Genomic DNA, 18,668 nt, shown 5'->3' with positions numbered 1-18,668 from the left:
CTGTCGAAGGCGGGGTGGGTCCGGTTGAGGGGGCGTGAGCGCCATGGATGGCGCGACCGAGGCTACAGGGACGTATTTACGCCGTCCCCCTCAACCGGACCCACCCCGCCAACCCACGGAAAGCCAGCTTTTGAATTTGACGTTGCCGTTGCCGTTGCCGTTGCCGTTGCCTTGGCTTCGGCAGGTGCAGGGCTGCAAGCCCTGCAAACCAAAACCCCTCAGTGAGCAGCAGGCCGCGACGGTGGCAGCCACGCCGCCACGATACCCAACAGCGGCAGGAACGCGGTCAACTGGTAGACGTACTCGATGCTGGTCTTGTCCGCCAGCAGGCCCAGCACAGCCGCCCCAAGCCCGCCCATGCCGAAGGCGAAGCCGAAGAACAGGCCGGACACCATGCCGATGCGGTGCGGCATCATTTCCTGCGCGTACACCACGATCGCCGAGAACGCCGAGGACAGCACGAAGCCGATCAGCACCGCCAGCACCGTCGTCCACAGCAGGTCCGCATGCGGCAGCATCAGCGCGAACGGGGCCACGCCCAGGATCGAGGTCCAGATGATCGGCTTGCGGCCGATGCGGTCACCCAGCGGGCCACCAAGGAAGCCGCCGGCGGCGGACGCCACCAGGAACGCGAACAGATGCAGCTGGGCCTGCGCCACCGGAATGCCGAAGTGATGGATCAGGTAGAAGGTGAAGTAGCTGCCGATGCTGGCCATGTAGAAGTACTTGCTGAAGATCAGCACCAGCAGGATCGCCAGCACCTTGGCCACGGTGCGAGACGGATGCCGCGGTGCCATCGCAGCCGTGCTGACCGGTCGAGGCGTACCCAGATGCAACGCGTACCAGCGGCCGACATAGGTCAGCAATGCGATGCCGATCAGGGCAGCACCGGCAAACCACGATGCGGCGTGCTGGCCATACGGCACGATCACTGCGGCGGCGATCAACGGGCCGAGCGCTGTTCCGAAATTGCCACCCACCTGGAACACCGACTGCGCGAAGCCGTGACGGCCGCCCGAGGCCAGTCGCGCGATGCGCGAGGCTTCCGGATGGAAGATGGCCGAGCCAATGCCGACCATCGCCGCCGCCATCAGCACCACCGCGTAGTTCGGTGCGAAGCCGAGCAGCAGCATGCCGCACAGGGTCGAGGCCATGCCGATCGGCAGCGAGTACGGGGCTGGGCGACGGTCGGTGGCCATGCCGATCAAGGGCTGGAAGATCGAGGCGGTCAGCTGGTAGGTCAGCGTGATCAGGCCGATCTGGGTGAAGCTCAGGTTGAAGCCGCCCTTGATCACTGGATAGATGGCCAGGATCAGCGACTGCATCATGTCGTTGACGACATGCGAGGTGGAAATGGCTGCCAGCACGCCGGGGGCCACCGGGCGTGAGGTCGTTGCGGGAGAAGCCAGGGTCGACATGGACACAGTCAGGTTGGGGGCGAGCCACGCATGCTACGGTGGCCTCCCCCTCCCTTCTGCCGCGTTCGGGTCATGGCATATCGCAAAAAGGACACTCCCTGCCCGGTCCGCGAGACTGCACCGTGGAACGAGGTTCCGGTACACCGCCCGGTGACCTGCCGCGCCCGCCACTACAAACCCGGCACCCACATCGCGCCCCACCGGCATCGCCGTCACCAGCTGGTGTTCGCCATGTCCGGACTGATGGTGGTGCGTGCGGACGGCGGCCGCTGGGTGGTGCCCTCGACCCGCGCGATCTGGGTGCCGGCCGGCATGGCCCATGCGGTGGACTGCATCGCTGAGGTGCATATGCGCAGCCTGTACGTGGAACCGGATTTCGCGCCGCAGCTGCCGGACGAGGCGTTCGCGGTACAGGTAGCGCCGCTGCTGCGCGAGCTGCTGCTCGCCGCCAGCCTGATCGAGACCGCGCATGTGGATGACAGCCGCGACGGCCGCGTGGTGCGCCTGCTGCTGGACGAGCTGCACCGCATGGACGTGCTGCCGCTACACCTGCCCTCGCCCTCCGACCCGCGCCTGCAGCGGATCTGCCAGCACATCCAGAAACATCCCGGCGACGACGCCACCCTGCAGGACTGGGCGCAGGCGCTGCAGGTGGACGTGAAAACCATCCAGCGTCATTTCGCCAGTGAACTGGGCATGACCTTCGGGCAGTGGCGGCAGCAGGCGCGGCTGCTGGCCGCCCTGGAGCGACTGGCGGTCGGCGACAAGGTCATCGATGTCGCGCTGGCGATGGGTTACGACAGCCCCAGCGCGTTCACCAGCATGTTCAAGCGGCAGCTGGGGCAGACGCCGGCGGCCTTCTTCCGATGATCCTTTGAACGGCATCCACGCATGGCGTGGATCTACTACACCACAAACGACAACGCCGGGCATGGCCCGGCGCTACCGTTCTACGCTTCCATGGAAAAACTCAGGACGTCATCCGGTCCCAGAAGCCCTTCACGCCATCCATGAAGGTGGCCGACTTCGGCGAATGCTTGCGCGCTTCCTCGCCGACGAAGGTGGCTTCGAACTGCTCCAGCAGCTTGCGCTGTTCGTTGGTGAGGTTGACCGGGGTCTCCACCACCACACGGCAGTACAGGTCGCCTTCGCTGCGGCTGCGTACCGAACGCACGCCCTTGCCACGCAGGCGGAACAGCTTGCCGGTCTGGGTCTCGGCCGGAATGCGGATCTCCGCTTCGCCGCCCAGGGTGGCCACGCGCACGGTGTCACCCAGTGCCGCCTGCGAGATGCGGATCGGCACTTCGCAGTGCAGGTCGTCGCCATCGCGCTGGAAGATCGCATGCTCGCGCACGCGCACTTCCACGTACAGGTCGCCCGGCGGCGTACCGGCCGGGCCGGCCTCGCCCTCGCCCTGCAGGCGGATGCGGTCGCCGGTATCGACGCCCGCCGGCACCTTCACCGACAGCACCTTGTCTTCCTCGACACGGCCATTGCCGTGGCAGGTCTTGCAGGGCTTGGCGATAATCTGGCCGCGGCCGCCGCAGTTGTGGCAGGCCTGCTGCATGGCGAAGATGCCGCGCTGGATGCGCACCTGGCCACGGCCATGGCACACGTTGCAGGTCTCGACCTTGCCGTCTTCGGAGCCACTGCCATCGCAGTCGCCGCATTCGGCCAGGGTCGGGATCTCGATGCGGCGCTCGACGCCGCGCACGGCCTCTTCCAGGTCCAGTTCCATCACGTAGCCGATGTCGGCGCCGCGACGGGCCTGGCGCGGACCACCGCCGCCACCGCCAAAGATGTTGCCGAAGATATCGCCGAAGATATCGTTCATGTCCGGGCCGCCCGGACCACCACCGCCCATGCCGTGCTCGAACGCGGCGTGGCCGTGGCTGTCGTACATGCGGCGCTTGTTGCCGTCGGACAGCACTTCGTAGGCTTCCTTGCACTCCTTGAAGGAGGCTTCGGCCGCCGCATCACCCGGGTTGCGGTCCGGGTGGAACTTCATCGCGCAGCGACGGTAGGCCTTCTTCAGCTCGTCGTCGGTGGCGGTGCGGGCAACGCCCAGCACTTCGTAGTAATCGCGCTTGCTCATATCGTGAATCGGGTTCCGGAAAGTCGGGATTCGTCAAAGCGGAAGAGCGGAACCAGGTCCGCTCTTGCGTCGGGCGCCCCGACACGCCGGTGGGCGGTCAGGACCCTGATGCGACAACGGGACGCTGATGGCCAGCGTCCCGTGTCGGTCCGGATCAGGACTTCTTGTCGTCCTTGACTTCGGTGAACTCGGCGTCGACCACGTCGTCCTGCGCCTTGCCGGCGTTGCCAGCGTCGGCACCCGGGGCACCGCCCTGGTCGGCCGAAGCAGCGGCAAACAGCGACTGGCCGGCTTCCTCCAGCACCTTCGACTTGGCTTCGATCTGCGCCTTGTCGTCACCCTTCATCGCGGTTTCCAGGTCGGCCAGGGCCGCCTCGACCTTGCCGATCACTTCGCCACCGACCTTGCTGCCGTGCTCGGTGATCGCGCTGCGGGTGCCGTGGATCAGGGCGTCGGCCTGGTTGCGGGCCTGCACCAGCTCCTGGAACTTCTTGTCTTCTTCGCGGTTGGCTTCCGCGTCGGCGACCATGCGCGCGATCTCTTCCTCGGACAGGCCCGAACCAGCCTTGATCTCGACCTTCTGTTCCTTGTTGGTCTTCTTGTCCTTGGCCGACACGTGCAGGATGCCGTTGGCGTCGATGTCGAAGGACACTTCCACCTGCGGCAGGCCGCGCGGAGCCGGCTCGATGCCGGACAGGTCGAACTTGGCCAGCGACTTGTTGAAGCGGGCCTGTTCGCGCTCACCCTGCAGCACGTGCACGGTCACGGCCGACTGGTTGTCCTCGGCGGTGGAGAACACCTGCGAGGCCTTGGTCGGGATGGTGGTGTTCTTCTCGATGATCTTGGTGAACACGCCGCCCATGGTCTCGATGCCCAGCGACAGCGGGGTCACGTCCAGCAGCAGCACGTCCTTGACGTCGCCGCCGAGCACGCCGCCCTGGATCGCCGCACCCAGTGCCACGGCTTCGTCCGGGTTGACGTCCTTGCGCGGTTCCTTGCCGAAGAACTCGGTCACCGCCTGCTGCACCTTCGGCATGCGGGTCTGGCCACCGACCAGGATCACTTCGCTGATGTCGCTCGAACGCAGGCCGGCATCGTTCAGCGCGACGCGGCACGGCTCGATCGACTTCTTGATCAGGTCGTCCACCAGGGCTTCCAGCTTGGCGCGGGTCAGCTTGATGTTCAGGTGCTTCGGACCCGACGCGTCAGCGGTGACGTACGGCAGGTTCACTTCGGTCTGCTGGGCGCTGGACAGCTCGATCTTGGCGCGCTCGGCAGCATCCTTCAGGCGCTGCAGGGCCAGCGGATCCTTGCGCAGGTCGATGCCCTGGTCCTTGTTGAACTCTTCAACCAGGTATTCGATGACGCGGTTGTCGAAGTCTTCGCCGCCCAGGAAGGTGTCACCGTTGGTGGCCAGCACTTCGAACTGCTTCTCACCGTCGACGTTGGCGATCTCGATCACCGAGACGTCGAAGGTGCCGCCGCCCAGGTCGTACACCACGATCTTGCGATCCTTGTTGTCGCCCTTGTCCAGGCCATAGGCCAGCGCGGCCGCGGTCGGCTCGTTGATGATGCGCTTGACGTCCAGGCCGGCGATGCGGCCGGCGTCCTTGGTTGCCTGGCGCTGGCTGTCGTTGAAGTAGGCCGGCACGGTGATGACCGCTTCGGTGACCTTCTCACCGAGGAAGTCCTCGGCGGTCTTCTTCATCTTTTCCAGCACCTTGGCCGAGATTTCCTGCGGAGCCATCTTCTTGCCGTCGCTGGTGGCCACCCAGGCGTCGCCATTGTCATGGGCCAGGATGCTGTACGGGACGTGCGCGATGTCCTTCTGCACTTCGGCGTCGGTGAACTTGCGGCCGATCAGGCGCTTCACCGCGTAGAAGGTGTTCTTCGGGTTGGTCACGGCCTGGCGCTTGGCCGAGGCACCGACCAGGACTTCGCCGTCCTTGGTGTAGGCGACGATCGACGGGGTGGTGCGATCGCCTTCCGAATTCTCGATGACGCGGGCCTTGCCGCCGTCCATGATCGCCACGCACGAGTTGGTGGTGCCGAGGTCGATACCAATGATCTTGCCCATGGGGGAGACTCCTGAGGATGCTTGTTGGTGTCAGTCCGGCCGTTCGACCGGTGGATGAATACGATGTGGGGGAGGCTCGTGGAACATTCAAGCCGTCTCCCGAACGCTGTGTTCAGCGCCTGGAAAACCTTGCCAGGCATGGCCTGGCACAACCGGGACCGGGCAAAGCCCGGCCCGGCCGATCAATCGGCGGCCACCACCACCAGCGCCGGCCGCAGCAGGCGCTCGTTGAGCAGGTAGCCCTTCTGGAACACGGTCACCACGCTGCCCGGGGCGGCGCCCGGCGTCGGCACCTGGCTGATGGCCTGGTGGTGTTCCGGGTTGAACGGCTGGCCGATCGGGTCCAGCAGGACCAGTCCGTTGTCGGCGGCCACCTTCAGCAGCTGCTTGTAGGTCAGCTCCAGGCCTTCGCGCAGCGGGTGCGGGTCGTCGCCGGCGGCCTTCAGGCCGGCATCCAGGCTGTCGAACACGGGGAGCAGATCGCCCAGCAGCTTCTCGTTGGCGAACTTGCGGGCCTGTTCGATGTCACGGGCAACGCGCTTGCGCTGGTTCTCCAGGTCGGCGCGCTCACGCAGGGCATCGGCCTTGACCTGTTCGATTTCGGCGCGCAGGCGCTCGACTTCGTCGTTGACGCCGGCGGTGGCAGCCGCATCGGCGGCACTCTGCTGGGATTCGATATCTGGCTGTTCGTGGTTCATGTCTGGGTCCCTGGCGGTCAATCTCCGCCTCCACCCACCCTAGTGTGGGCGGGATGCTGCGTTTCAAGCGTCGGATGTTCCCGGCGGGCGGCCGGCTGGCGAAAACGCCGCGCCCAGTACATCGGCGGTAGCCTGGACCAGCGGGATCACGCGGTCGTAGGCCATCCGCTTGGGGCCGATCACCCCCAGCACGCCCAGCACCTGGCCATTGGCCGTGTAAGGGGCAGTGACCAGCGAGACGCCCTGCAGCGGCATCATCCCGGTCTCCTCGCCGATGAAGATGCGCACGCCGGGCGCCTGGATGGTCCGCTCCAGCAGCTGCAGGATCTCGCGCTTGCTGGAGAACAGCTCGAACAGCTCGCGCAGGCGCTCCAGGTCGGACAGGTCCTGCACCCCCATCAGGCGGGTCTGGCCCGCCACCAGCATGTCGTCGGCAGCCGGCTGCAGGGCCTGTTCGGCCAGTTCGATGCTGTGCGCCAGCAGCTGTTCCAGCTCGGAGCGGGCATCGCGCAGTTCCAGCAGCAGTCGAGTGCGGATCTCGGCCATCGGCAGGCCGGCGAAATGGGCATTGAGGTAGTTCGCGACCTGCTCCAGCTGGCCCGGCGCGAACTCCTGGCGGGTCTCGATGACGCGGTTCTGCACCTCGTTGTCGGCAAACACCAGGATCGCCAGCACCCGGCGCCCGTCCAGCGCCACGAAGTCGATCTGGCGGAAGGCGAACTGCTCGCGTCGCGGCGCGCTGACGACGCCGACGAAGTGGCTCATCGCCGACAACAGCTCCGAGGCGCTGCCGAGCAGGGCCTGGGTGCTGCCGCCGCCAGCCAGTTCCTGGCGCAGCCGGGCCAGCTCGCCTTCGCCCGGCGGCTGCATCTGCAGCAGGCTGTCGACGAACACGCGGTAGCCATGCGCGGTCGGAACGCGCCCGGCGGAGGTGTGCGGCGAGGCCAGCAGCCCCAGGTCTTCCAGGTCACCCAGGATGTTGCGGATGGTGGCCGGACTGACCTCCAGCCCGGCCACGCGCGCCAGCGTCTGCGAGCCGACCGGCTCGCCGTCCTGGATGTAACGCGCGATCAGCGTGCGCAGCAGATGGCGCGCACGCGGGGCAAGCTGGTCGGGAGAACCGTGCATGAAATCAACCTGTGAGACACGGACACTAGATAATGGCGGCGCATCACCTTGGCAAGTCATTGGACCTCCCTCGCCCGCGTGCTAGCGTTGCGCGGCTGCTGATACCCCCTTACCCATGCTCAGACATCTTTCGATCAAGGATTTTGCCGTCGTCCGCGCCACCGAACTGGAGTTCGGGCCAGGCATGACCGTGGTTTCAGGCGAGACCGGCGCCGGCAAGTCGCTGATGGTCGACGCGCTGGGCTTCCTGTCCGGCCTGCGTGCCGACAGTGGCGTGGTCCGCCACGGCGCTGCGCGCGCCGAACTTTCCGCCGAGTTCGCGCTGGACCAGCTGCAGGCCGCGCGCCAGTGGCTGGCCGACAACGAGCTGGACGACGAGGAACAGTGCCAGCTGCGCCGCGTGATCCGCGCCGATGGCGGTTCGCGGGCGTGGATCAATGGCCGCCCGGTGACCCTGGCCCAGCTGGGCGACCTGGCCTCGCTGCTGGTGGAGATCCACGGCCAGCACGAACAGCAGGCCCTGCTGACGCGCCCGTCGCAGCTGGCCCTGCTGGATGCCTATGCCGGCAACGAGAACGAGCGCCGCCAGGTGCGCCGCGCCGCCGCGGCCTGGCAGGCTCTGGTCGATGAATCGCTGGCGCTGTCGCAACAGGGCGACGTCAGTGACCGGATCGGCTTCCTGGAGCACCAGCTGCGCGAACTGGACCGCGAAGATCTGGAACCGGAGTCGATCGTCGCACTCGGTGCCAGCCACCGCCGCCAGGCCCACGCCAGCGCCCTGCTGAGCGCCTGCCAGGCGGCCAGCAACCAGCTCAATGGCGACGACGGCAGTTCCGCGCTGGACCTGCTGCAGCAGGTGCGCCACGAGCTGTCGCGCCTGATCGAACACGACCCGCGCCTGGGCGAGGTGGACGGCCTGATCGAGAACGCCTCGATCCAGCTGCACGAAGCCCTGTCGCTGCTGGACCGGGTGCATGACGACCTCGACGCCGACCCGGAGCAGTTCGAGGAGAACGAGCGTCGCCTCGGCCGCCTGCACGACCTGGCCCGCAAGCACCGCGTGCCGATGGACGAGCTGGGCGCGCAGCGCGAGCGCATGCATGCCGAAGTGGAACAGTTGCGCGGCGCCGACGAACGCCTGCAGCGCCTGGCCGGCGAAATCGACAAGGCCGCTGCGGCCTGGCGCGTACAGGCCGAGGTGCTGACCGCCAGCCGTCGCAGCGCCGCTACCGAACTGTCGGCCACCACCACCGGCATCATCGCCGAGCTCGGCATGGGCGGCGGCCAGTTCCTGATCGAGCTGGAACCGCAGGACGCCGGCAAGCCCGACCCGCAGGGTGCCGAGCGCGTGGAGTTCCTGGTCGCCGCCAACGCCGGCCAGCCACCGCGCGCCCTTCGCAAGGTGGCCTCGGGCGGTGAACTGTCGCGCATTTCGCTGGCCATCGAAGTGGCCGCGCTGGACCTGGATGCGGTGCCTACCATGGTGTTCGACGAAGTCGACTCCGGCATCGGTGGCGCGGTGGCGGACATCGTCGGCCAGAAGCTGCGCGCCCTTGGCGAGAAGCGCCAGGTGCTGTGCGTGACCCACCTGCCGCAGGTCGCCTCCAAGGGCCACGCGCATTACCGGGTCAGCAAGGCCCCGGTGGAAGGCATGACCCAGAGCGCGGTGGAAAAGCTGGACAGCAAGGCACGCGAGGAAGAACTGGCGCGCATGCTCGGCGGCGTGGAAGTGAGCAAGGAAGCGCGCGCCGCCGCCCGCAAGCTGCTGCAGGTCTGAGGCCTGTTCGCGGTTTTCCACGCATGGCGTGGATCTACAACGCGCGAGGTAGTGCCGGCCGCTGGCCGGCAACCTCATGATCTTCGTTCACCTGTGTTGGGTTGCCGGCCAGCGGCCGGCACTACCCCCGTGGCCGCGCCAGATCCACCGTTTCCACCAGGAAATCGAGGAAGGCGCGCACTCGCAGCGGCAGGTAGCCACCCTGCCCCAGGAACACCGCATGGACCTCTTCCAGGTCACCGGGATTGGCCTCTTCCAGCACCGGCAGCAGGCGTCCGGCGGCGATGTCCTCCTGCACCTGGTAGGTCGCCAGCCGCGCCAGGCCCAACCCGCCCAGCACCAGCTGCCGCAGCGCGTTACCGTTGCTTGCGCGGGCATTGCCACTGGGCAGCACCATCCGCTCGCGTCCGTCCTGCAGCAGCGGCCAGCCCTGCATCGCACGCGCATGGCCGATGTCCAGACGGTTGTGCGACATCAGCTCCTCAGCGTTGCGCGGCAGTCCATGCCGCTGCGCGTAGGCTGGCGCGGCCACGATCATCATCCGCGTCGCACCGAGCCGTCGCGCCACCAGGCTGGAACTCTTCAGCGGGCCTGCCCGCACCGCCACGTCGGTGCGCTGCTCAAGCAGGTCGATCACCTCGTCGTTCAAGGTCAGATCCACCCCCACCTGCGGATTGCGCTCCAGGAATGCCGGCAGCAGCGGCAACAGGAAATGCTGGCCGAACGGCACGTTGGAATTGACCCGCAGGCGTCCGCGCGGCTCGGCATGGGCGCTGGCGCAGCGCTCGGCCTCCTCCAGGTCGGCCAGCACGCGCAGGCCGCGCTCGTAGAACGCGCAGCCTTCCGGGGTCAGCTGCAGCTGGCGGGTGGAACGCTGCAGCAGACGCGTACCCAGCCGCTGCTCCAGCCGTGCCACCAGCTTGCTGACTGCCGACGGCGTCATGTCCAGGGTACGGGCCGCGGCGGAGAAGCCACCGGTCTCGATCACCCGCACGAACACTTCCAGTTCGCCAGATCGGTTGATGTCGGGTCGCGCCATGGCGATGAATCCAGTTCACAGATGATTATCCATGCGCAGTCTAGTTCACAGATCGACGGAGAATCACCATGGCCCTCCCTCCTCCCGGGATTGCCCGATGAACCGCCTCAGCCAGCTCACCGCGACCGCCTTGATCGCCCTCTCCAGCGCAGCCAGTGCCGCCCCGGCCCCGCACTGGGTCGCCAGCTGGCAGGCAAGTCCGCAACCTGTCTGGGGCGCCGATTTCCTGTTCCCGACCCTGGTTCCGGCCACGCTGCAGGACCAGACCTTCCGCCAGACCGCGCGCATCAGCTCGGGCGGGCCCCGGCTGCGGGTGCGGCTGAGCAATGCCTACGGCACCCAGCCGCTGCGGATCGGGGCGGCCAGCGTGGCCGCACACGCGGGTGCCGCCCCGCAGCCGCTCAGCTTCGACGGCCAGCCCGGGGTGCTGATCGGCCCAGGTCAGGAACGGCTGAGCGATCCGCTGCCACTGGCCACGGATGACCGCCAGGCGTTGCAGATCAGTGTCTTTGTGCCCGGGCCGACGCCCGTGCAAACGTTCCACTGGGAGGGTCGGCAGACCAGTTGGATTGCGCCCGGCGACCAGAGCAAGACCCAGGCTCTGAGCGGGGCCAGCAGCACCACTGCCCGCCTGTTCCTGGCTGGCATCGAGGTCGAAGCGGCGGCCAGCGCACGCAGCGTGGTGGTGATCGGCGACTCGATCACCGACGGTGCCACCGCCAGCCTCGACCAGGACCAGCGCTGGACCGACCATCTGGCGGCGCGCCTGGCACCGCGGGGCGTTGCCGTGGTCAACGCCGGTATTTCCGGGGGGCGGCTGCTGCGCGATGGCATGGGCGAATCCGCCCTGACCCGCTTCCGGCGTGACGTGCTGGATCAACCAGGCGTGGTCAGCGTAGTCGTGCTGATCGGCATCAATGACATCAGCTGGCCCGGCACCGCCTTCGCCCGGAACCAGGCCCGGCCCACGCTGGCCGAACTGCAGGCGGGGTATCGCACACTGGCCGAACAGGCCCATCGGCGGGGTCTACGCATCCTCGGCGCCACCCTGACGCCGTTCGCCGGCGCCCTGCCCGGCACGCCGCTGGACGACTACTACCACCCGGACAAGGACGCCCTGCGCCAGCAGCTCAATGCTTGGCTGCGCACGGGCAGCCCGTTCGATGCGGTGATCGACCTGGACGCCGCACTGCGGGACCCGGCCGATCCGTCACGGATGGCTGCCGCCTACGACTCCGGCGATCACCTGCACCCGGGCGATGCGGGCAACCGGGCAATGGCCGAGGCGGTGGATCTGGAGGTGCTGATAGGGCCCCTCACGCATGGCGTGGATCTGCCGTAAGCAACGAAAAACCCCGGGAAGGCCCGGGGTTTCGTCGCATCCAGCTGGCCGGAACGGCTTACTTGCGCTTCTTACGCACGTACAGCACCAGCGAATGCTCTTCCAGCTCGTAGCCGTGGTCGGCCGCGATCTTGCGCTGCAGCTCCTCGATCTCGTGGCTTTCGAACTCGATGATCTTGCCGCTGTCCACGTCGACCATGTGGTCGTGGTGGCCGCCACGGTCCAGCTCGTAGACGGCCTGGCCGCCTTCGAAATTGTGCTTGAGCACGAGGCCGGCGGCCTCGAACTGGGTCAGCACCCGGTAGACCGTCGCCAGGCCGATCTCGTCGCCATGCTCGAGCAGCTGGCGGTAGATGTCTTCGGCGGTCATGTGGTGCTGGGCATTGCGCTGTTCAAGCAGCGCCAGGATCCGCATCCGTGGATGGGTCACCTTCAGGCCGACTTTTCGCAGGTCGTGGGTTTCCATAGGTCTCCGTTCATTGGCGATTTAGCGCCAGCTGCCTCGGATTGGGTCGCGGTGGCACGCCGGGAGTGTATCATCGGTTTGATTTCCCCAACCGCCAGTCCCGATGCGCAATCTCCTGTTGGTCGCCGCCGTCGCCCTGTCCACCACCGGGTGCGGCATCATCTACAAGCAACCCATCTATCAGGGCAACCTGATCCGGGAAGATGCCGTGGCCAAGCTGCAGGTCGGGCAGAGCAAGCAGCAGGTCACTGCGCTGCTGGGCACCCCGTCCATTCCGGACCCGTTCCACGCCCAGCGCTGGGACTACACCTCCAGCCAGCGCGTGAACCGCCTGGGCCGTACCGAGGTGAAGAACTTCACCGTGTTCTTCGACAATGACAACGTGACCCGCTGGGAAGGCGATTACTTCCCGGGTAACGACAAGGCCCTGGCCCAGCAGACCGTGCGCCAGTTCGGCCGCAATCTGCCGAAGGACAAGAAGAAGAAGGGTCGCTGACGCCCCCAGCCCGTTCTCGCGGACGGGCGACAGGAATCAACCGCCGAGCGCGCGACGCCGGCGGTTGTCCTTGGGGTCGGCCTGCAGCGGGCGTAGCAGCTCGATGCGGTCGCCATCCAGCAGCACCTGCTGCGGGCGCGCCAGCAGCCCATGCACGGCCGCCGCCGGGCAGTCGGCACTGCCTTCCAGCGCAGCAGCGGCAATGGCCTCGGCCACCGTCGCGCCCTCGTCCAGCTGCAACCGGCGCGAAAGCACCCGCTGCGGCCAGGCCAGCACCACCTCGACCTCGATCATCGCTCAGGCCTCGTCGGCAACGCGGATGAAGTCGTTGACCATGCGGTCGGCCAGGCTCTGGAAGCCCAATGCCAGCGCCGGACCGAGCAGGCGCGAACTGGGTTCGAATTCCAGGGTGAGGGTGACCTTGCAGGCATCTTCGGCCAGCGCATGGAATTCCCAGCGACCGTGCAACTGCTTGAACGGGCCATCGCGCAGCTGCATATCGATGCTGTGCGGGCGCTGCAGGGTGTTCTCGGTCTGGAACCAGGTGCTGAACGAACCCAGGCCCAGGTCCAGGCGCGCCACCAGGCGGTCCTCGCCCTGCTCCAGGATCTGGGCAGCCGAGCACCAGCGGAAGCGGCGCGGATAGGCCTGGACGTCGTTGACCAGGTCGAACATGCGCGCGGCCGAATGTTCGACCAGGGCGCTGCGGCGGATAGTAGGCATGAATACAGGACGTTTCGGCAATCGACCGGGCGGGCCCGAATCGGAGACAATACGGAAATGAGCAAGAACAGCGGCAAGGATAAAGCAAAGAGCGCGACGGCCAACAAAACCATCGCGTTGAACAAGCGTGCCCGCCACGAGTACCACATCGAAGACCGCTTCGAAGCCGGTCTGGCCCTGCAGGGCTGGGAGGTGAAATCGATCCGTGCTGGCCGCGGCAACATCGTCGACGCCTACGCCTACGTGAAGGATGGTGAGATCTTCCTGATCGGCGCGCAGATCACCCCGTTGATCCAGGCCTCGACCCATGTCGTGGCCAACGACCGGCGCGATCGCAAGCTGCTGCTGCACCGGAGCGAGATCGACAAGCTGGTCGGCAAGGTCGAGCGCGATGGCTACACGATCGTGCCCACCGCGATGTACTGGAGCAAGAACAAGATCAAGCTGGAAGTGGCGCTGGCCAAGGGCAAGCAGACCCACGACAAGCGCGATGCCGCCAAGGACCGCGACTGGGCGATCGAGAAGCAGCGCGTGATGCGTCGCGGCAACCGCGACGCGTAAGGCCGTTGCACATGACCATGTAGAGCCGAGCCATGCTCGGCTGCCTTGGCTTTCTGTCTGTAGAGCCGAGCCATCCTCGGCTGCCTTGGCCTTCTGTAGAGCCGAGCCATGCTCGGCTTCGGTAAGAAAAGCAGTCGAGTATGGCCCGACTCTACAAAAGGCAGGTCACCCCGCCAGCATGCCCTGCCTGCGCATCCGCGGCGACAGCGCCGCGTGCATCACCGCCAGGTGCATCACTACCGCTAGCTCCGGTGCGTAACGGTCATCGCCCAAGCGCCACTGTTGGGCCAGGTTCGCGGCATCAGCCGGCAGCAACGCCAGCAACTGGGCGTCGTCCAGTGCATCGGCCGCGCCCTGCAGCTGGTGCGCCATCTGTCGCGACTGCCACACATGCACGCCGATGCTGAGACTGGCCAGCGACATCAGCACCACAGCCAGCCCGTGCTCGAACCACTGCGACAGCACTTCCGGCCCCCACAGCAGGGCGGCCAGCACTGCCAGGCCCGGCAGGCGCCACCCCAGCCAATGGATGCGGCCGCGCTGCGACCAGTGCACCACCACCGCGCTGGCGACCAGTGCCGCAGCTGCCGTGGCCGGCAACTCCGTCACCCAGGTGGCCGCCAGCAGCACCGCCAGCACCGCCCAGACCCAGCCCGGCGGCAACGCACGCCGCTGGTAGTCGGCACCGACCGGCCCGATCAGCTGCCGCAGGCTGCGTTGTTGGCTTGCATCGGTCACCCATGGTCTCCGTGTCTGTCCTGGCTCGGATGGTCATCGCCAGTGTGTCGCAAATTCGTGCCCACGAAGTTAGCAATCCGCTATGACAGACGCTCTACAACAAGTTGCGGATTGACAGGACGCGCGGCTCGCCCGCAGCGCTCACCCCACCGACAGATCCTTGCTGAGGAACACCCTGCATGTGCCGGCCGGATCGCATGGCACCCGGCCGAACACGCCCCATCCATGCTTCACATAGAAGTCGGGCGCCTGGAAGCTGAGGGTGTACAGCACGCCGGAACGGCAACCGCGACGCCGCGCTTCATCCTCTGCAGCCTTCAGCACACGCGACCCCAGCCCGTTGCCGCGATGGGCCGCTGGCAGATGGAACAGATCCACGAACCACAGGCCCAGTGAGGTTCGCCCGGTAAGGCCCCCCACCACCTCGCCACTGGCCGGATCGGTGACCAGCACCGCCAGTGTGCGCCGATCGGCGTAACCCGCAGCGTCCAGATTGAACTGATCCAAGCCAGTGCCAATCACCTCCAGCGCTTCGTCGCTGGGTTCATCTGTTACTGCAACGTCAAGCGTCATGGCGTCCTTCCACTGGCTCCACTTCAGGAATCTGGATGCTATCAAGCCTGATCGCACCTACGCCGACCCGCTTCAGCGTTTGACGCTATTGCGGCCCGTCTTGAGCACAGACCGATGCCACTGCCTTCAACAACGGATCGGACTGCAGCCCTGATGCAGGACCTGTTGCCGGAAACGCTGCCGCGAGGGCCTTCGCCGCCCGATCTGCGTGTGGCTGGATGGACCAGGACGATTCAGCCGACAGCATGCCACCGCGCACCTCTTGCCCGATCCGATACTGTCCCCAGTTGCCGGGGCTGACGGAAATGGCCATGAGCCCCCCGTGGAGTGATGTCCGGAAATTCGAGCTCGGCGTCCCAAGGGATCGCAACGTGCCAAACAGCTGGGAACCGGACGCTCACCCGCGTGACTGTTCAGGAAGATTGCCGTAAGATCCGTCTCGTTGGGCAGGGTCAGTGTCAGCTTTCATGACGGCATTGACCCCAAAGCCTTGCAATGCTTGAAGAAGCCGGGGGTGCATTGGTTTCGACGGGGGTTGTGAAGTCGCCTGGCGCATGCCGAGGGGGTAGCTTTCCTCGTAAATCCAGCTGCAAAACTCTAGTTGCCAACGACGACAACTACGCTCCGGTCGCTCTCGCAGCCTAAAAACTGCGGTGCGTGACCTTCTGCCGACTTAGGCGGAGCCTCGAAACTGCTTGTGTCCATGCTCGCAGCGTAGAGTCATTATCATGGAATCGCGCTGGGCGGCTGCCTGTCAGTCCGGCACTAGAACACAACAGGCTGGTTCCCGGGTGCGCTTTGCACACCGTGCTGCTCGGGGATGAGATTCAACGGTGAGCTAAGCATGTAGTGCTGGGGATGGAGTGCCTTCGGACGGCGGTTCAATTCCGCCCACCTCCACCAATACCGGGTCCGCAAGGGTCCACGAAAAGCCGGAATCCCTAGTCAAATAAGGGGTTCCGGCTTTTTCGTTTTCCACCCTTGTCCATGCCGTTCCGTTGCAGGCTATGAGACGGTGGGGGTATATCTAGGGGTATCGCACCGCCCACGAAAAGCCGATACCCCCATGCCCCTGACCGACGTAGCGATCCGCCGCGCGAAGCCAGCCGACAAGCCCCAGAAGCTGTCCGACGCTGGCGGCCTCTACCTCTACATCACCATGGCCGGCGCCAAGAGCTGGCGCTGGAAGTACCGCTTCGGGGGAAAGGAGAAGGTGCTGGCGCTTGGCCTGTATCCAGACGTCAGCCTGGCCAACGCCAGGGAGGCGCGAGACGATGCCCGGCGTCTGCTGCGCGGCGGCATGGATCCCAGCGAGCAGAAGAAGGCAGCTGCGACGGCCGCCGTGGTGGATGCTGCCTCCAGCTTCGAGGCGATTGCCCGGGAGTGGCTGACTGCCCGCCCCTGGGTGCCAACGTATAGCAAGAAGGTCGAGGCGTGGTTCGAGAATGACGTCTTCCCCCAGATCGGGAAGCTGCGCGCTGCTGACCTGAAGGCCTCCGACTTCCTGAAGATCGCCCGGAAGATGGAGGAGCGCCAAGCGTTCGAGTCCGCGCACCGTGTCATGCAGAACTGCGGCCAGGTCATGCGATACGCCGTGGCGACCGACCGAGCAGAGCGAAACCCCGTCGCGGACCTACGCGGCGCCCTGGTCCCGCCCCCAGAACGGAACCACGCCGCAGTGGTGGACCCGGTCCAGTTGGGCGGGCTACTGCGCGCCCTGCACGCCTACCGTGGCGCCGGCATCGTCAGCACAGCGCTCAAACTGGCGCCCCTGGTGTTCGTCCGCCCAGGGGAGCTCCGGCAGGCCGAATGGACTGAGATGGATCTGGATGCCGGCCTGTGGTCGATTCCGGCAGCACGCATGAAGATGCGGCAGCCTCATATCGTGCCGCTGGCGCGCCAGGCCGTTGAGATCTTGCGCGAGCTGAAGCCATACACCGAGTCGGGAAAGTATGTGTTCCCCGCCAGGGGCAAGAAGGATCGCCCGATGTCGGAGGTGGCGGTACTGGCCGCGCTACGTGCGATGGGGTTCGACAAGGACACCGTGACGGGTCACGGCTTCCGCGCAACCGCGCGCACGCTGCTGGATGAGGTGCTTGGGTTCCGTCCGGACATCATCGAGCACCAGCTGGCGCATGCCGTGCGCGACCCGAACGGCCGTGCCTACAACCGCACGACCCACATCGATGAGCGCGTCCGGATGATGCAGGAATGGGCGGATTACCTGGACAGGCTGCGCGATGGCAACGTGGTGCAGCTGCGGGTTGCTTGATGCCTACACGCCGCGGCGCATCTGCTGCAGCCCTGCCCTCATCCACGCCTTGCGGGCGTCCTTCGGGCGGGGCTTGGTCTCCTTCGGCGGTCGGCGCGGTTCCAGCGCTTCCTTGATCCGCTCGATCTCCTTCGCCCCAGCCTCCGCCAAGCGCCGAGCCTGTTGCTGCTGCTCACGGGTCGGTGGCAGGCCTGGCAGCGGCGGCGGTGGCTGGATCGGCGTGCTGTCGGTCAGCCGGACCACGGCCTCGCGAAGGGGCAGATCGGGATAGAGCCTGGCCGCGCACCAGCGCTCGGCGTAGCGCTTCGCCTGTCGGACGTTGGCGGCGCGCGCTTCCTTGGTGTGCCACATCTTCTGGCCTTCCATCCACAGCCGGACGCCAGGACCGCCATCGAACGTGACGTTCGCCGTTTCCCGGCCGTTGTACCAGAGCGCCCAGCGCTCGCCGGTCTGGACCCAGCCAGAGGGAAACGGGGCGGTGCGGAAGCCGTGGGAGGAATACATGGCCGGAAGGATACGGCTGGCGGTCGCAGATCCTGCGAACACGGCGGCGACCTGGCTGAATCGTTTGGGAGCCCAAATCGTCAGATCGGTCCCAGGTCCTTCACCACAGCCTGGCCCTGCTGCAAGAACCCGATCAGCAGACGCCCGCCGGCGACCTGCCGGCCCATCTGCTCATTGAGGTAGCCCGCCTGGAGCCGTCCGGCAGCCATCAGGTCGGCCTGCAGCATGCTCGGCGCCACGCCCTTGAGAGGGTCACCGGGTGATGCGAACTGGCCACCGATCGGCTGCACTGACGTAGCCTGCCGGCTGTCGCTCTTGGCATAAACCGTGGCCATCATCCTGCCGCTTCTGGGCGACCAACCGCCCAGGACGATCTCCGTCCCCAGCTGTTCGATAGGCAGGTCAGCCTCCGCGGCCGCCTTCTCATAGTTCAACCACAGTTGGTCCATTACAGGCCCCATCTCGGCCGAAAGCTGCTCAATGGAGAAGTCGGCCCGGAAGCTCGCCTGCAGAGCCAGCTCGTAGATCTTCAGGAAGAACTGGGCTCCACCTCTGGTAGCGAGTAGCACGTTGTGCTGCGGTATCAGGAGCACCTTTGCACCAGCAGAGTAAGCGCCTGTCAGCGCATCCTCCGCGAGCGTATCCACGGCAACGACAAGCTGGTCACGACTGATCAGTACGTTGAGGATGCTCATAGGGCACGTCCATTGGCCAGCCGTGACTATGGCCATCGCCCTACCCTCTGTCCACTGCGCTTGCGC

Annotated in this window: 19 protein-coding genes and 1 other RNA gene; 7 read left to right on the top strand and 13 right to left on the bottom strand. The window is 66.4% G+C overall.

The genetic code is table 11. The annotated features are described in order from the left end of the window. Positions 1–218: 218 nt before the first annotated feature. Positions 219–1,418 carry an MFS transporter gene (locus tag MG068_RS08615; RefSeq protein ID WP_071229475.1) on the bottom strand — a complete coding sequence of 400 codons (1,200 nt, stop codon included), beginning with the start codon at positions 1,416–1,418 and terminating at the stop codon, positions 219–221. A gap of 72 nt (positions 1,419–1,490) precedes the next feature. Between MG068_RS08615 and MG068_RS08610 the strand changes: the two genes are divergently transcribed. Further along, positions 1,491–2,288, top strand: a complete 798-nt coding sequence (locus tag MG068_RS08610) for an AraC family transcriptional regulator (protein ID WP_049463047.1) — start codon at positions 1,491–1,493, stop codon at positions 2,286–2,288. A gap of 100 nt (positions 2,289–2,388) precedes the next feature. Here MG068_RS08610 and dnaJ read toward each other — a convergent pair whose 3' ends face one another. From dnaJ to hrcA, 4 genes are all read right to left on the bottom strand, one after another. Continuing rightward, positions 2,389–3,513 carry a molecular chaperone DnaJ gene (dnaJ, locus tag MG068_RS08605; protein WP_014036853.1) on the bottom strand — a complete coding sequence of 375 codons (1,125 nt, stop codon included), beginning with the start codon at positions 3,511–3,513 and terminating at the stop codon, positions 2,389–2,391. 154 nt (positions 3,514–3,667) lie between these two features. Next, positions 3,668–5,590: a molecular chaperone DnaK gene (gene dnaK / locus MG068_RS08600; protein ID WP_132809914.1), complete on the bottom strand. Its 1,923-nt coding sequence runs from the start codon at positions 5,588–5,590 to the stop codon at positions 3,668–3,670. Between the two features lie 182 nt (positions 5,591–5,772). Beyond that, positions 5,773–6,288 (bottom strand): nucleotide exchange factor GrpE, encoded by a 516-nt coding sequence (grpE, locus tag MG068_RS08595; protein ID WP_005409240.1) that lies wholly within the window; start codon positions 6,286–6,288, stop codon positions 5,773–5,775. Positions 6,289–6,351: 63 nt separating this feature from the next. Further along, positions 6,352–7,416: a heat-inducible transcriptional repressor HrcA gene (gene hrcA, locus MG068_RS08590; protein WP_005409239.1), complete on the bottom strand. Its 1,065-nt coding sequence runs from the start codon at positions 7,414–7,416 to the stop codon at positions 6,352–6,354. Positions 7,417–7,531: 115 nt separating this feature from the next. Between hrcA and recN the strand changes: the two genes are divergently transcribed. Next, a complete protein-coding gene (gene recN, locus MG068_RS08585) occupies positions 7,532–9,193 on the top strand; it encodes a DNA repair protein RecN (RefSeq protein ID WP_132809913.1) in 1,662 nt (553 codons plus the stop codon). A 121-nt stretch (positions 9,194–9,314) separates the two neighbouring features. Here recN and MG068_RS08580 read toward each other — a convergent pair whose 3' ends face one another. Continuing rightward, positions 9,315–10,232: a LysR family transcriptional regulator gene (locus tag MG068_RS08580; RefSeq protein WP_071229472.1), complete on the bottom strand. Its 918-nt coding sequence runs from the start codon at positions 10,230–10,232 to the stop codon at positions 9,315–9,317. 97 nt (positions 10,233–10,329) lie between these two features. Between MG068_RS08580 and MG068_RS08575 the strand changes: the two genes are divergently transcribed. Further along, positions 10,330–11,574, top strand: a complete 1,245-nt coding sequence (locus MG068_RS08575) for an SGNH/GDSL hydrolase family protein (RefSeq protein WP_132809912.1) — start codon at positions 10,330–10,332, stop codon at positions 11,572–11,574. A gap of 58 nt (positions 11,575–11,632) precedes the next feature. On the opposite strand, the gene fur is transcribed toward MG068_RS08575, so the two are convergent. After that, positions 11,633–12,040 carry a ferric iron uptake transcriptional regulator gene (gene fur, locus MG068_RS08570; protein WP_005409235.1) on the bottom strand — a complete coding sequence of 136 codons (408 nt, stop codon included), beginning with the start codon at positions 12,038–12,040 and terminating at the stop codon, positions 11,633–11,635. A gap of 103 nt (positions 12,041–12,143) precedes the next feature. Here fur and MG068_RS08565 point away from each other — a divergent pair, with 103 nt between their 5' ends. Then, positions 12,144–12,536, top strand: a complete 393-nt coding sequence (locus tag MG068_RS08565; protein ID WP_010484453.1) for an outer membrane protein assembly factor BamE — start codon at positions 12,144–12,146, stop codon at positions 12,534–12,536. A 36-nt stretch (positions 12,537–12,572) separates the two neighbouring features. Here MG068_RS08565 and MG068_RS08560 read toward each other — a convergent pair whose 3' ends face one another. After that, a complete protein-coding gene (locus MG068_RS08560) occupies positions 12,573–12,830 on the bottom strand; it encodes an RnfH family protein (RefSeq protein WP_032128285.1) in 258 nt (85 codons plus the stop codon). A gap of 3 nt (positions 12,831–12,833) precedes the next feature. Further along, complete coding sequence (locus MG068_RS08555; RefSeq protein ID WP_132809911.1) at positions 12,834–13,259, bottom strand: type II toxin-antitoxin system RatA family toxin; 426 nt, start codon at positions 13,257–13,259, stop codon at positions 12,834–12,836. 57 nt (positions 13,260–13,316) lie between these two features. On the opposite strand from MG068_RS08555, the gene smpB reads away from it, so the two are divergent. Beyond that, positions 13,317–13,820, top strand: coding sequence for an SsrA-binding protein SmpB (gene smpB, locus MG068_RS08550; protein WP_010484447.1), 504 nt, complete (start codon positions 13,317–13,319; stop codon positions 13,818–13,820). Positions 13,821–13,985: 165 nt separating this feature from the next. Here smpB and MG068_RS08545 read toward each other — a convergent pair whose 3' ends face one another. Together MG068_RS08545 and MG068_RS08540 are read right to left on the bottom strand one after the other, a co-directional pair. Further along, on the bottom strand, positions 13,986–14,558 hold the full coding sequence (locus tag MG068_RS08545) for a hypothetical protein (protein WP_132809910.1): 573 nt from the start codon (positions 14,556–14,558) through the stop codon (positions 13,986–13,988). 141 nt (positions 14,559–14,699) lie between these two features. Continuing rightward, complete coding sequence (locus MG068_RS08540) at positions 14,700–15,131, bottom strand: GNAT family N-acetyltransferase (RefSeq protein ID WP_132809909.1); 432 nt, start codon at positions 15,129–15,131, stop codon at positions 14,700–14,702. A gap of 510 nt (positions 15,132–15,641) precedes the next feature. Here MG068_RS08540 and ssrA point away from each other — a divergent pair. Together ssrA and MG068_RS08525 are read left to right on the top strand one after the other, a co-directional pair. Beyond that, positions 15,642–16,034, top strand: a transfer-messenger RNA (tmRNA) gene (gene ssrA / locus MG068_RS08530). A gap of 163 nt (positions 16,035–16,197) precedes the next feature. After that, complete coding sequence (locus MG068_RS08525) at positions 16,198–17,403, top strand: tyrosine-type recombinase/integrase (RefSeq protein ID WP_132809908.1); 1,206 nt, start codon at positions 16,198–16,200, stop codon at positions 17,401–17,403. 3 nt (positions 17,404–17,406) lie between these two features. Here MG068_RS08525 and MG068_RS08520 read toward each other — a convergent pair whose 3' ends face one another. Together MG068_RS08520 and MG068_RS08515 are read right to left on the bottom strand one after the other, a co-directional pair. Next, entirely contained in the window at positions 17,407–17,907 is a 501-nt protein-coding gene (locus tag MG068_RS08520; protein ID WP_132809907.1) for a hypothetical protein, read from the bottom strand. An 80-nt stretch (positions 17,908–17,987) separates the two neighbouring features. Next, the gene (locus tag MG068_RS08515) at positions 17,988–18,602 is read right to left on the bottom strand and encodes a hypothetical protein (protein WP_132809906.1); all 615 of its coding nucleotides are present in this window, start codon (positions 18,600–18,602) and stop codon (positions 17,988–17,990) included. Between the last annotated feature and the right edge of the window lie 66 nt (positions 18,603–18,668).

The sequence above is a fragment of the Stenotrophomonas sp. ASS1 genome (assembly GCF_004346925.1).
Taxonomy (GTDB): domain Bacteria; phylum Pseudomonadota; class Gammaproteobacteria; order Xanthomonadales; family Xanthomonadaceae; genus Stenotrophomonas; species Stenotrophomonas maltophilia_A.
Note: the sequence above shows the minus strand (reverse complement) of the source record. Positions and strands in the feature narration are given on the sequence as shown.

Excerpts from the sequence above, each read along its gene's own strand:
- MG068_RS08615 (WP_071229475.1), bottom strand. The coding sequence starts at position 1,418 with ATGTCGACCCTGGCTTCTCCCGCAACGACCTCACGCCCGGTGGCCCCC.
- MG068_RS08610 (WP_049463047.1), top strand. The coding sequence starts at position 1,491 with ATGGCATATCGCAAAAAGGACACTCCCTGCCCGGTCCGCGAGACTGCA.
- dnaJ (WP_014036853.1), bottom strand. The coding sequence starts at position 3,513 with ATGAGCAAGCGCGATTACTACGAAGTGCTGGGCGTTGCCCGCACCGCC.
- dnaK (WP_132809914.1), bottom strand. The coding sequence starts at position 5,590 with ATGGGCAAGATCATTGGTATCGACCTCGGCACCACCAACTCGTGCGTG.
- grpE (WP_005409240.1), bottom strand. The coding sequence starts at position 6,288 with ATGAACCACGAACAGCCAGATATCGAATCCCAGCAGAGTGCCGCCGAT.
- hrcA (WP_005409239.1), bottom strand. The coding sequence starts at position 7,416 with ATGCACGGTTCTCCCGACCAGCTTGCCCCGCGTGCGCGCCATCTGCTG.
- recN (WP_132809913.1), top strand. The coding sequence starts at position 7,532 with ATGCTCAGACATCTTTCGATCAAGGATTTTGCCGTCGTCCGCGCCACC.
- MG068_RS08580 (WP_071229472.1), bottom strand. The coding sequence starts at position 10,232 with ATGGCGCGACCCGACATCAACCGATCTGGCGAACTGGAAGTGTTCGTG.
- MG068_RS08575 (WP_132809912.1), top strand. The coding sequence starts at position 10,330 with ATGAACCGCCTCAGCCAGCTCACCGCGACCGCCTTGATCGCCCTCTCC.
- fur (WP_005409235.1), bottom strand. The coding sequence starts at position 12,040 with ATGGAAACCCACGACCTGCGAAAAGTCGGCCTGAAGGTGACCCATCCA.
- MG068_RS08565 (WP_010484453.1), top strand. The coding sequence starts at position 12,144 with ATGCGCAATCTCCTGTTGGTCGCCGCCGTCGCCCTGTCCACCACCGGG.
- MG068_RS08560 (WP_032128285.1), bottom strand. The coding sequence starts at position 12,830 with ATGATCGAGGTCGAGGTGGTGCTGGCCTGGCCGCAGCGGGTGCTTTCG.
- MG068_RS08555 (WP_132809911.1), bottom strand. The coding sequence starts at position 13,259 with ATGCCTACTATCCGCCGCAGCGCCCTGGTCGAACATTCGGCCGCGCGC.
- smpB (WP_010484447.1), top strand. The coding sequence starts at position 13,317 with ATGAGCAAGAACAGCGGCAAGGATAAAGCAAAGAGCGCGACGGCCAAC.
- MG068_RS08540 (WP_132809909.1), bottom strand. The coding sequence starts at position 15,131 with ATGACGCTTGACGTTGCAGTAACAGATGAACCCAGCGACGAAGCGCTG.
- MG068_RS08525 (WP_132809908.1), top strand. The coding sequence starts at position 16,198 with ATGCCCCTGACCGACGTAGCGATCCGCCGCGCGAAGCCAGCCGACAAG.
- MG068_RS08520 (WP_132809907.1), bottom strand. The coding sequence starts at position 17,907 with ATGTATTCCTCCCACGGCTTCCGCACCGCCCCGTTTCCCTCTGGCTGG.
- MG068_RS08515 (WP_132809906.1), bottom strand. The coding sequence starts at position 18,602 with ATGAGCATCCTCAACGTACTGATCAGTCGTGACCAGCTTGTCGTTGCC.